Origin of the sequence: Cystobacter fuscus (genome assembly GCF_002305875.1) — a bacterium.
Lineage (GTDB): Bacteria > Myxococcota > Myxococcia > Myxococcales > Myxococcaceae > Cystobacter > Cystobacter fuscus_A.
In genome coordinates this window covers 11,526,222-11,538,334 of record NZ_CP022098.1, presented here as the reverse complement: position 1 = coordinate 11,538,334, position 12,113 = coordinate 11,526,222, and the positions used below count along the sequence as shown (strand labels likewise).

The 12,113-nt window shown below is 69.8% G+C and carries 10 protein-coding genes; 2 read left to right on the top strand and 8 right to left on the bottom strand.

The annotated features are described in order from the left end of the window. Positions 1-58: 58 nt before the first annotated feature. Together CYFUS_RS46690 and CYFUS_RS46685 are read left to right on the top strand one after the other, a co-directional pair. Positions 59-340 carry an acyl carrier protein gene (locus CYFUS_RS46690; RefSeq protein ID WP_095991119.1) on the top strand — a complete coding sequence of 94 codons (282 nt, stop codon included), beginning with the start codon at positions 59-61 and terminating at the stop codon, positions 338-340. Further along, positions 337-2,091 carry a fatty acyl-AMP ligase gene (locus CYFUS_RS46685; RefSeq protein WP_095991118.1) on the top strand — a complete coding sequence of 585 codons (1,755 nt, stop codon included), beginning with the start codon at positions 337-339 and terminating at the stop codon, positions 2,089-2,091. Before CYFUS_RS46690 ends, CYFUS_RS46685 begins: the two co-directional genes overlap by 4 nt. A 72-nt stretch (positions 2,092-2,163) precedes the next feature. On the opposite strand, the gene CYFUS_RS46680 is transcribed toward CYFUS_RS46685, so the two are convergent. From CYFUS_RS46680 to CYFUS_RS46645, 8 genes are all read right to left on the bottom strand, one after another. After that, positions 2,164-3,045 (bottom strand): zinc metalloprotease, encoded by an 882-nt coding sequence (locus tag CYFUS_RS46680; protein WP_095991117.1) that lies wholly within the window; start codon positions 3,043-3,045, stop codon positions 2,164-2,166. Positions 3,046-3,161: 116 nt separating this feature from the next. Then, positions 3,162-5,015 carry a fatty acyl-AMP ligase gene (locus tag CYFUS_RS46675; RefSeq protein ID WP_095991116.1) on the bottom strand — a complete coding sequence of 618 codons (1,854 nt, stop codon included), beginning with the start codon at positions 5,013-5,015 and terminating at the stop codon, positions 3,162-3,164. Positions 5,016-5,065: 50 nt separating this feature from the next. After that, complete coding sequence (locus CYFUS_RS46670; RefSeq protein ID WP_095991115.1) at positions 5,066-6,127, bottom strand: type III polyketide synthase; 1,062 nt, start codon at positions 6,125-6,127, stop codon at positions 5,066-5,068. Then, entirely contained in the window at positions 6,124-6,462 is a 339-nt protein-coding gene (locus CYFUS_RS46665) for an acyl carrier protein (protein ID WP_095991114.1), read from the bottom strand. Before CYFUS_RS46665 ends, CYFUS_RS46670 begins: the two co-directional genes overlap by 4 nt. A gap of 143 nt (positions 6,463-6,605) precedes the next feature. Beyond that, positions 6,606-8,405, bottom strand: coding sequence for a methyl-accepting chemotaxis protein (locus CYFUS_RS46660; protein WP_095991113.1), 1,800 nt, complete (start codon positions 8,403-8,405; stop codon positions 6,606-6,608). A 195-nt stretch (positions 8,406-8,600) separates the two neighbouring features. After that, positions 8,601-9,338 (bottom strand): SDR family oxidoreductase, encoded by a 738-nt coding sequence (locus CYFUS_RS46655; protein WP_043430766.1) that lies wholly within the window; start codon positions 9,336-9,338, stop codon positions 8,601-8,603. 14 nt (positions 9,339-9,352) lie between these two features. Next, a complete protein-coding gene (locus CYFUS_RS46650; RefSeq protein WP_095992640.1) occupies positions 9,353-10,669 on the bottom strand; it encodes an FAD-binding oxidoreductase in 1,317 nt (438 codons plus the stop codon). Between the two features lie 19 nt (positions 10,670-10,688). Continuing rightward, the gene (locus CYFUS_RS46645) at positions 10,689-12,029 is read right to left on the bottom strand and encodes a UbiA family prenyltransferase (protein WP_095991112.1); all 1,341 of its coding nucleotides are present in this window, start codon (positions 12,027-12,029) and stop codon (positions 10,689-10,691) included. Positions 12,030-12,113: the final 84 nt, after the last annotated feature.

The following is a 12,113-nucleotide window of genomic DNA, read 5'->3' as shown; positions in this document are numbered from 1 at the left end:
CTCGCCCCTTTCGAGGCTCCTGCCAGGGGGGGCCTCGCTTCCTTGCCGGAGGTACTCCGTGGTTGAGCATGAGCTGGTCGTCCTCGATGAAATCCGCCGCATCGTTTCCCAGGAGCTGGAGTGGAGTGGCCCGGTGGAGCCCGTGCATCACCTGATGCGCGATCTCCAGCTCGACAGCCTGGGCCTCACGGTGCTGGCGGTGGAACTGGAGAACCGCTTCCGCATCCGCCTGTCCATGGAGGACTCGATGGGCGTGGTGACGGTGGGAGATCTCATGCACCTGGTGGCCTCGCGGCTGTCGGGCGGCGCCCGGCACGCCTTCGTGGAAGGTGCGCCATGAAGGGGCCCCCGCTGCCGCGCGTGAAGTACCCCACGCTCAACGAGGCCCTGGAGGGCGCGGCCCGTGGGCGGCTCGGACTCGTCTTCGTGGACGCGGCCGAGCGCGAGACGCACCTGCCCTGGGCCCAGGTGTACGAGCGGGCGTGCCGCACGGCCTCGGGGCTGCACCACCTGGGGGTGCGGCCCGGAGACAGGGTGGCGCTGCTGCTGCCCACCTCGCCGGGCTTCATGGATGCGTTCTTCGGCACGTTGCTGGCGGGCGCGGTGCCGGTGCCGCTCTATCCCCCGGTGCGCCTGGGCCGGCTGGAGGAGTACCACCGCTCGACGGCGCGCATGTTGGAGGTGTCGGGCGCGGCCGTGGTGCTCACGGACTCGAAGGTGCGGCTGTTGTTGGGCACGCCCGTGGCGGCGGCGCGTCCCCGGCTCGGGTGTCTGACGGTGGAGGACGTGTCGCGCGAGGGCGGGGAGCTGGCCCTGTCCGTCGCGCCCCAGTCCCTGGGCCTCATCCAGTTCTCGTCGGGCTCCACGGTGGACCCCAAGCCGGTGGCGTTGCGCCACGACAGCCTGATGGCGCAGCTGGCGGCGCTGGAGGCGGAGATTCCGCCGCCACTCGAGGGCGACGCCGTGGGCGTGTCGTGGCTGCCGCTCTACCACGACATGGGGCTCATCGGCTGTCTGCTCTCGGCGCTGTACTACCCGGGGCGCATGGTGCTCATTCCGCCCGAGGTGTTCCTCGCGCGGCCGGCGCTGTGGCTGCGCGCCCTGTCGCGCCACCGTGCCTTCGTGTCGCCCGCGCCCAACTTCGCCTATGGGCTGTGCCTCAAGCGGGTGAAGGACGCGGAGCTGGAGGGCGTGGACCTGTCGGCCTGGAGGCACGCGCTCAATGGCGCGGAGCCCGTGTCGCTGGAGACGCTGCGGCGCTTTGGCGAGCGCTTCTCGCGCTGGGGCTTCCAGCCGGGGGCGATGCGGCCCGTGTACGGGCTGAGCGAGGCGTCGCTCGCCGTCACCTTCCCGGTGGCGGGCCGGGGGCCGTACGCGCTGGGAGTGGACGCGCGGGTGCTGGCCACGGAGCGGCGCATGGTGGAGGGGGAGCGCCCGGTGGTGTCCGTGGGGCGTCCGGTGCCGGGCTGCGAGGTGCAGGTGCGCGACTCGCTGGGCCACGTGCTGCCGGAGCGGCGCGTGGGGCGGGTGTTCGCCCGGGGCCCCTCGGTGATGGAGGGCTACTTCGGCCTGCCCGAGGCCACGGTGCGCGCGCTGGACGAGGCGGGCTGGCTGGACACGGGGGACCTGGGCTTCGAGGCGGACGGCGAGCTGTTCCTCACCGGCCGCGCGAAGGACCTGGTCATCATCCGCGGCGCCAACCACGCGCCCCAGGAGTTCGAGGAGGCGCTGGAGGGCGTGGACGGCCTGCGCACGGGGTGCGCGGTGGCGCTGGGCTTCACCCCCGAGGATGGCCAGGACGAGGCCCTGCTGGTGCTCGCCGAGCATGCGCCGGGAGCGCGGGTGGAGGGCCTGGAGGAGCGGGTGCGCGAGGCGGTGGTGGCGGGCACGGGCGTGAGGCCCCACACGGTGCGCGTGTTGGAGCCGGGCACGCTGCCGCGCACCTCCAGCGGCAAGCTGCGCCGTGGCGAGGCCTTGCGGCGCTTCCTCGCCAACGAGCTCACCGCGCCCAAGAAGGTGAGGACGGTGGGCCTCATGGTGGAGATGGCCCGGAGCGCGCTGGCCTTCGCCCGGGTGGAGCGCGAGGAGTAGGAAAAACGAAGACGCCGGGCACGCGGGTGAGGCGTGCTCCGGCGTCGGGGACGGCGGGACTTCAGACGGGGATCAGATCCCGCGGTACTGCTTGGTCAGGGTGTCCATGCGCTCGATCTGGCCCGTGGAGAAGGTGTTCATGCAGGCGTCGTCGCTGTAGTCCATGAAGTTGGTGATGGGGTCCAGGCCGGCGGAGGAGCAGGTGTCGCGGCCCGTGGGGCAGCCCGACGCCGGGGTGGACTCGGCCGGGGTGTCGCTCACGCTGTCGTTCGTGGTGGTGCAGCCGCCCTGGAAGGTGTGGTACAGGCCCAGCCAGTGGCCGACCTCGTGGGTCGCCGTGTCACCCTGGTTGAAGGGGGCCGCGCTGCCGCCGGGCAGCGAGCTGTAGAGGATGACCACGCCGTCCATCTTCGGCTGCGAGGAGTAGCTGGAGGGGAAGGTCGCCCAGCCCAGCAGGCCGCCGCCCATGTTGTTGGAGTAGACGTTCAGGTCGCCCGCGCCACCCTTGCGCAGCGCGTTCTTCATCGCCGACTCGTAGGTGCCGCCCGTGGTGGTGTACCAGGAGTTGTTGGCGGTGGTGTCCGTGCTCACGAGCGAGAACTTGAAGGGCGTCTTCGAGTAGGCGGCGTTGAGCACGGAGATCTGGTTGGCGATCGCCGTGGCGCTCAGGGCGCCCGCGCCCGAGGTGTTGGTGATGGTGTGCCAGTAGACCTTGATGGTCACCGAGCCCGGGGTGCGCGCCTGGCCCTTCACCGTCCCCGCGATGGCCTGCTCCACCGCGTTCCTCTCGGCCTCGCTCAGGTCCTTCGTCACACAGCCGCGCGCGAACCCCTGCTCCTGGGGAGCTGCCTCCTCCGCGGGCACCTGATCGACCTCGGTGCAACCACCGAGCGCCAGGACCGCACCCAGGACCACCGCGAACTTGCCACTCATCGACACGACGCTGCGGGACATTCCAACTCCTCGTGGGAAAGTTGGAAATCTTCTACTTCAGGCAATCAGGGCAAGCAAGGAGGCGAGCGCTTTTTTATAAAAATATGGGAATCAACCAAAACAGGTGAACCAGGTTTTCAGTGCACCACGGCGACGGGGGGCGGCGGCTTCACCAGGAGGGAGAGGGCCTCGAACTCCTCGATGTTCTGGCGGATGTAGGCGCGCTTGAGCTTGCCGCTGGTCGTCTTGGGCAGGGACTGGGGCGGCACGGGGACGACGCGGTTGGGACGGACGCCGGCGCCCTGGAAGACGGTCTCCTCCACGTGCTTGCACAGTTGGCGCAGCGCGTCGGGCTTGCTCTCGGTGGTCTCGCACACGATGACGATGTCCTCGGTGCCCGTCTGGGCGTTGTTGACGCCCACCGCCGCCACGCAGCCCACGCGCACGCCCGCCACGCGCCCGGCGGCGTTCTCCATGGTGTACGGGTGGTGGTTCTCCCCCGCCTTGATGATGAGATCCTTGCTGCGCCCGCAGATGAAGAGCTCGCTGCCGACGAGGTAGCCCAGGTCTCCGGTGTACAGCCAGCCGTCGCGCAGCACCGCGCCGGTGGCCTCGGGGTTCTGGTAGTAGCCGCTGAAGAGCGACGTGCCGCGCAGCAGGATTTCTCCCTCGTGGCGCTCGGGCACCGGCTGGCCCTCCTCGTCCACGATCTTCAACTCGATGCCCTTGAGGGTCCGGCCCACGCCGTGCACCACGAGCGCATCGGCGCGGGTGCCCGGGGCCACGGGCACGGCCTCGCGCCGCGTGGCCAGGGCCGTGCGCGAGAGCGTCTCGACGCGCAGGGGCTCGCCCCGCATGCGGCACGTCACCCCCACCACCATCTCCGCCATGCCGTAGGAGGGCCGCCACGCCTCCGGCTCGAAGCCATGGGGGCCGAAGCGCTCGGTGAACTGCTGCACCGTGTCGGCGTGGATGAACTCCGCGGCGTTGTAGGCGCGCTTCCAGGCGCTCAGGTCCAACCCGTCCAGCTCCGCGTCCTTGATGCGCTTGACGCACAGCTGGTAGGCGAAGTTGGGGGCGAAGCACGAGGTGGCGCGAAAGGCGTGGATCGCCCACAGCCAGCGCGAGGGCTTGAGCAGGAAGCCGAAGGGCGGCAGGAGCGCCGTGGGCAGGCCGTGCACGAGCGAGGCGAGCACGCTGGCCACCAGGCCCATGTCGTGGAAGAGCGGCAGCCAGCAGACCATCAGGTCATCCGAGTCCCACCCGCCGCCCTCGCCGATGGCCGCGCAGTTGGCCAGCAGCGCCCGGTGGGAGATCTGCACGCCCTTGGGGGCGTCCGTGGTGCCCGAGGTGAACTGGATGAAGGCCGTCTCGTCCGCGTCCAGGGTGGGCGGGGTGAGGGGCTCGGCGTCGGCCACCAGGTCCGCCGGCACGGCCACGAAGGGGGCCGTCTGGCCGGGCTCGGGGGTGTACTCGGCGAGCGCCTCGTGCGCCAGGTCCACGAAGTCCGGATCAATGAGCATGGCGCGGGCGCCGAGCAGCCGCAGCTTGGCGCGCAGCCGCTCGCCCCAGGCCTGCACGGACACCTTGGAGGAGGGCAGCTCGATGAGGCAGGGCGTGGCGCCCACCAGCCCGCAGGCCAGGAAGCACTCGAGGAACTCGGGGCTGGTGTCGAACGAGAGCACCACCCGGTCCCCGTGCCTTACGCCGCGCGCGTGCAGGTTGGCGCCCAGGCGCAGGGTGTTGTGCAGCACGTCCCCCGCGGTGAGCACGGTGAGGCGCTCCTCCAGGTCCACGAAGTAGAGCAGGGGCTGGGAGGGGCGGGTGCGTCCCCAGTGCACCACGGCCTCGGCCAGTGTGTGCACGGGGGCGGGCCAGGCGCGGGTGGGCGCGCGCGGGGCGAGCTGCCGGCTCGGGTGGCGCCCCGCTCCGGGGCCGAGTGCGATGGGACCCGTCTGGCGCCGCAGCGGCTCCTGGCGCTCTTGACTCATTGGATGTGACCTCGGTGATGCGGTGGAGGAACGGCCCGGGGGAACCGGGCTCAGAAGCGGACCAGGATGCCCTCGACGGTCAGCCCGGGTCCGAATCCCATCATCACGCCGTACTCGCCGCGCTGGGGGTTGTCCGAGCGCAGCACCTCCTCGAGCACCAGCAGCACGGTGGTGGCGCCGCAGTTGCCGTACTCGCTGAGCACGTGCCAGCTGGCGCGCATGCGCGACTTGTCCAGCTTGAGCTGCTTGCCCAGCCCCTCGAGGATCTTCGGCCCGCCCGGGTGGATGAGCCAGTGCTTGATGTCACCGGCCTTGAGCCCCTCGGGGCCGAGCAGCTTCTCCAGGAAGTCGTCCACGTGCTCGGCGAGCACGAAGGGCACGTAGGGCGACAGGTTCATGCGGAACCCGTCGTTGTGCATGTGCCAGCCCATCAGCTCGTGCGTCTCGTAGAGCTGCTCGGTGTGCGAGCGCAGGAACTGCACGCCCTCGCCGTCCGGGGCGCTGCCCATCACCACCGTGCACGCCGCGTCGCCGAACAGGCCGTGGATCACCACCTGCTCGGGGTCCGGCGTGTCGTGGTAGTGCAGCGAGCTGTACTCGGAGGCGTTGGCGATGACGTACTGGTCCGGACGCGCGGCGACGCTGTCCATGGCGGTGCGCAGCACGGGGAAGGCCGCGAAGCAGCCCATGTGCCCCACGAAGGTGCGGCGGATGCTGGAGGGCAGCCCGAGCTTCTTGGCGATGTACAGGTCCAACCCCGGCCCCGAGTAGCCCGAGTTGGTCGTCATGGTGAAGGCGCCCACGCGCGAGCGATCCAACTCGCCCAGCGCCTTCTGTACCGATTCCCCGGTGACCTGGAGGCCGACGCGCTCGTACACGCGCACCCGGTCCCCCACGCCCATCCGGCCCTTCTTGAGCTCCACACGGGGATCCCACGCGAAGAAGCGGCGGCGCACCCCGGTGTTCTGGATGATGCGCTGGGCGTTGGGGATCTGCTTGAACCAGTCCTTGAACAGCCCCTCGTAGATTTCTTCCTGGGTGAGCGACAGCGGGGGCACTGCTGATGCGATGGACAGCAGGGTGGGGCGACGCTCGGGTGCTGCCGGCGTCATGCCGCCTCCGAGTCCAGTGGCTCGAGCCCGTTGTCGAGCGTGGCCTCGCCGCCCGCCGTGGTCTCGGCCTGGGCCTGCGGCTGACGCTCGTCGATGAAGTCCACCAGGCTGCCCACCGTGTCGTGTCCCCGGCGCGACGCCTTGATGTACCAGGGGGTGAACTCGATGTTGGCCACCTCGTCCTTGAGCCGGGAGATCATCGACTCCAGGTGGAACGAGTCCATGCCCAGGTCGTACGTCATCGAGGAGAACTCGTTCACGTCGTCCGGATACAGGCCCGTGTGGGTGGCCAGGATGATGTTGCGAACGTGATCCAGAATCTCCTGCCGGTGCATACGGACCTCCTGCCGGGGGGCGGGGCTGCGACTATCGCCTTCCCCGTTCGGCCACTTTTTCAGATTACAGCTCTGTAACATGTGCGGTCAATGTGGAAAATTCGAGCAAAGTCGTAATTGCTGATATATCCGTGAAGGATCGTTCACTCGACGTGATACTGCCGGGCCACCTGGCTGACCTGGTGGGAGACCTTCTGGAGCATGTCGGCGGCTTCCTGGGTGGATTCCAGGCGTTCCAGGGACTGGTCCATGCTGCGTGACAGGTCGGCGATGGCATTGAAGATCTGGGCGAAGCCGGCGTTCTGCTGACTCACGGCGGCGGTGATCTGTGTAACGGCCTCGGAGCTGTTGTTCACCATGAGTGACAGCTGGCGCAGGCTGTCGCCCGAGGTCTTCACCTTGCCGAGGCCGCCCTCGACCTGGGCGGTGCTCACGTCCGTCATGGCGACGGCGTCGCCGATGGCGTTGCCCACCTCGTCGAGGATGGTGGTGATACGGCTGGTGGAGCGGATGGATTGATCGGCCAGGACGCGGATCTCCCGCGCCACCACGCCAAAGCCCTTGCCGTGCTCGCCCGAGCGCACCGCCTCGATGGCGGCGTTGAGGGCGAGCAGGTTGGACTGGTCGGCCAGGTCCTTCACCGTCTGGGTGATTTCACCGATCTGCACGGCGCTGGCCTGCAGGCGCTCCATCTTGCCGCGAATGGCGAACACGGAATCGCGGATGGCGCTGAAGCCGGCGATGGTCTGCTCGATGGCGAGGGTGCCCGAGCGGCTGAGCTCCTCGGCGTGGCGCACCACGTTGAGCACCTCCTCGGCGCGCTGGGCGGAGAGATCCGAGGTTTGCTTGATTTCCTGCGCGGTGATGTTGGTGTCCTGGATGGTGGTGGCCTGGGTGGTGAGTGCCAGGCGCTGGGCCTCGTTGGCGTGACGCAGGGTCGCGCCCGCCTCGACGAGCTGGGCGGCGGACTGCTGGAGCTCGCGGGGCAGGGCGCTCAGCTGCAACACCACGGCGTTGAGCCCGAAGGCCAGGTCGCCAATCTCGTCGCTGGACACCCACTGGGCCGGGCGCACCTTGCCCACCGACAGGCCCTCGATGGCCTCGAGCACCGCGAGCGAGCCCTGCTCCTGGCGGCGCGCCAGCATCCACGCGGAGAGCGTGGCGAGCGCCAGCAGCATGAAGACGAGCACGGCCACGGGGATGCTCAGCTCGGACAGGAGCGCGGAGCCGAGCCCCTCCAGCATGTAGGCGGCCTGGTGCTGGCCCACGGCCTGGAGGTCCTCGATGTAGCGGGTCTGCACGTTGCGCGTCTGCACCGCCACGGTGAGGCCGCCGAGGACGATGAGCGACAGCACGCAGACGGCGAAGGCGTAGGGCAGGAACCAGGACTGGCGCAGCCAGAAGAAGCCGCCGCCCACCACGCGCAGGTGGGGATGACGCCCCTGCTCCTCGAGCGCCAGCGGCTGGGTCCAGCGCTCGATGGTGATGCCGGCGGGGAACGCCAGCAGGAGGCCCACGGACAGCCCGATGAGGCTGCCCCACACCACCAGCCACAGGCTCTTGTCGAAGAGCAGGCACACGCCGGTGCAGAAGAAGCCCGCGCCGAAGGTGTACGAGCCGGCCATCACGTAGATGGCGATGCGCCAGGGCATCTGCAGCAGGCGCCCCAGGCGCAGGCCCTGGGGCTCGCCCGGGATGACGCGCACGGCGTCGCGGTGCAGGTAGTGGATGGTCAGCGGCGGGTAGAGCACGCCGAAGAGCAGGATGGTGGGGGGCAACAGCCAGAGGACGGACTGGACGACCTGCTCGCCCTGGAGCCCCAACATCATCCCCACCAGGTAGGCCAGGAAGGGCGCCAGTGGCATCGCGCACGCGCGCATGAGCGCATCAATGCGTCCGGGCAGGGAGCGGTTGCTGCTGCTCAACGGATTGAAGAACGCCATGGGAGTGCCTGGAGGGGAGCGGTGAGGGCGTGGCCGCCGGGGACAGGGGCGCGTCCGTCAGACCGGAGGCTATCACCTTTCATTCCCCAGCGTGGGAGGGGCCCGGTGATGTCACCGGGAGTGGAAGCCTCGGCCCCTCGCGGGAAGCGACGCGTCCGCCCGCCTGGCCCCTCGCGGGGAGCGGGACGGCGCGGTTCAGAGCTTCAGGCGCTTGAACACACGCTCGGGGATGGAGCGGATGAGGAACATGATGGGGCGCCAGAAGTCGGGCAGGTACACCTCGTCCTGGTGTGTGTCCACGGCGCGCAGGAGGCCCCGGGCCACCGCCTCGGGCGAGGCGAAGAGCGCGTTCTTCTTCACGGCGGCCGTCATCGGCGTGTCCACGAAGCCCGGCTTCACCGTCACCACGGCCACGCCCGCGGGCGCCAGGCGGTTGCGCAGGCCCTGGAGGAACACGCTCAAGGCGCCCTTGGAGGCGCCATACACGTAGTTGCTCTGCCGTCCCCGATCTCCGGCCACCGAGGAGATGACCACGAGCGTGCCCGCGCGCTGGGCCTCGAAGCGGTTGGCCAGGGGCGTGAGCAGCGACACCGCGCTGAGGAAGTTGGTGCGCAGCACCTTCTCCGTCTCGCCATAGGAGCGCTGGGCCCGCTCCTGGTCTCCGAGCACCCCGTGGGCGAGCAGGGCACCATCCAGTCCACCGAGCGCCGCGGTGGCGCGCTCCACCAGGGGCTCGTGCTGGGCGAAGTCGTCCAGGTCCAACGTCTCGGCCTCCACCCGGGCCGCGCCTCGCGTGCGGGCGTCCTGCGCCACCGCTTCCAACCGCTCGGCGTGACGGGCAACGAGGTACAGCGACGCGCCCCGAGCGGCCAGAAGCCGCACGGTGGCCTGGGCAATGGCGCTCGTGGCGCCGAGGACGAGGACCTTTTTCATCATGGAGCGACTGTCTATCCCGCGCCGCGCACCCGACGCCAGAACGACGAGGAGAACGCCGGGTCCACGTATTGGGCGAAGCGCTCGCGCTCCGGGTAGTACGCCGCGAAGCTCTCCGGGCTCATGCGCGAGTCCTTGGCCGGATACACCCGCCCGCCCGCCTCGCGCGTGAGCCGGTCCAGCTCATCCACGAGCTGGTACGTGCGCTCGCCCCGGTTGGCGAAGTCCAGCGCCAGCGAGTAGCCCGCCTTGGGAAAGCTCATCCACCCGGGCGACGGCACGTCCCCGTACGTCTTGAGCACCGTGAGGAAGGAGGGCATGCCGCTGTGCGCGCTGCGATCGAGGATCTCCTTGAGCGCCGCCACCCCCGCGTCGTTCGGGGGCACGACGCACTGGAACTGCACGAAGCCCTGGCTGCCGTAGATGCGGTTCCAGTGGTGCACGCTGTCCAGGGGGAAGAAGTACGGCTCGTAGTGCATGAGCCCCTGGTTGCGCATCCGGTAGTGGAGCGCGTTGAAGGCCGTCACCGAGACGCGGTTGAGCGCCAGGCCCGGGAAGTCGAAGGGCACGGCGAGTCCCGACAGGCGCGGGGGAGACGGCTGCCGGGCGGTGAACTGCGGGGGCGCGTGGTTGGCGCGGTGGAACAGGCCCCGGCCCAGATGGCGGCCCCGGGCGAGGCTGTCCACCCACGCCACGGTGTACTCGAAGTCCCGGGTCGACTCGCGCGTGAGCTTGAGGAAGCCCTCCAGGTTGGAGAAGGCGATCGTCTCCTGGTGCATGTAGGGGTTGCTCACGCGCCGCAGCTGGAGCTCCGCCCAGGTGATGAGCCCGGTGAGCCCGAGCCCGCCGATGGTGGCCTCGAACCAGTCCCGGTTCTCCTCGGGCGAGCACACCCGGCGCGAGCCGTCCGAGCGCACCAGCTCGAAGCGGCGCAGGTGCCGCCCGAAGGTGCCCACGCGCACGTGGTTCTTGCCATGCACGTCATTGGCGATGGCGCCGCCCACCGTCACGAACTTCGTGCCCGGGGTCGCCGGCAGGAACCACCCCTGGTTCGTCACCAGCCGGAGGATGCCGTCCAGGGTGACGCCCGACTCGCAGCGCAGCACGCCCGTGGCCGGGTCGAAACCCAGGAAGTGATCCAACCGCTCCGTCGTCAGCAGCGAGCCGCCCGCGTTGAGGCACGAGTCGCCATAGCTGCGGCCCAGGCCATGGGGCAGCAGCGAGCCGCCTTCCGGGGGGACGGGCAGTGGCTCGCTCGTCCACGTGACGGGGTGCGCCTTCTGTCCGGAGACACGGGGGTAGCGCCCCCAGGATTTCGGTTCCATCGCCATCTTCATCCTCCTCGGCTCCTCACGCCGCGGCCAGCAGCACGCCGGCGGCGATGACTCCCACCGCGTAGCTCACCTTGTCCTTGAGCGCGAACACGAGCGGGTCCTCGTTCACCTGTCCCCGGTGCGCCAGCAGCCACACCCGGCCCACCCAGTACAACATCACCGGACACAAGAGCCAGAGCCGTCCCGGGTGCTCATAGAGCGTCGTCACTTCCTTGCTGGTGATGTAGAGCGCGAGCACCAGCACGGAAAGGTATCCACTGGAGACGCCGAGCGCGGCGAGCAGCTCGTAATCCCCGGACACGTAGCCCCGTCCGTGCGCCACCGACTCGTTGGCCAGCCGCAGCCGCCGCACCTCGCTCAGCCGCTTGACCAGCGCGAGCGACAGGAAGAGGAACATGGAGAAGCTGAACAGCCAGCTCGACGTGGGGATGCCCACCGCGAGCGAGCCTCCCAGGATGCGCACCGTGTACAGCCCGGCGAGCACCAGCACGTCCAGCATCATCACCTGCTTGAGATAGAACGAATAAGCGAGCGTGATGAGGTAGTACGTGCCCAGCAGGGCGAGGAACTCGCGCGGCAGGAGCAGGGCCACCGCCGCTCCCGCGCCCAGCAGCCCCAATCCCAGCCATGGCCCCGCGCCCAGCGGCAGCGCTCCCGATGCGAAGGGCCGGCGGCGCTTGCTCGGGTGCTGGCGGTCCGAGTCCAGGTCCAGCAAGTCGTTGAGCACGTACACGCTGGAGGCGCACAGGCTGAAGGCAACCATCCCCAGCAGCGCGCGCAGGAACAGGGGCACGCTCATCGCCTTGTGCGCGGCGAACAGCGGCACGAACACGAGCACGTTCTTGGCCCACTGGTGGACGCGCAGCGCCTTGAACAGCGCGCGGACGCGGGGCATGAACGGGGGCGCGTGATGCGCTTCCTCGTGCGGGGCGCCGAGCGTCTCGCGCAGCCGGGTCTCTCGCAGGGCGCCGGACAGCTCCCGGGTGCCATCGCTCGCGAGCACCGTCTCGAAGAGGCCCAGGTGCTCGGACACCGCGTCCGCCACGCGCTGGTCCGCCACCGTGGCCAGCACCAGCCGGCGGCCACTCGCCTTCTCCTCGGTGAGCCGCGACAGCAGTGCCTCGTCATAGGGCAGCCGCGCGGGATCCAACTCCACGTGCCGTGCTACCTCCGCCCGGCAGAAGGCCCGGCCCCGGAGGCGCCACCCCAGCGCGGCGAGAATCAGGTGCGGCTGACGCTTGAGCAGCCGCACGAGTCCCTCATGGAGCGAGTCCGTGCGGATGAGCACTCCGTCCAGCTCGGTGACGAGCGCTGGGGCGTCGGGGGCGGGGGTCGCGGAGGGCATGGGGGTCTGCATGGGAGTCGGGCCGGAGGGTAGCGCGACGGGCCGAGACCGTGCCTCATTTCTCTGTCCGGCTGCCCTGGTCGTCAGGCCAGGGGG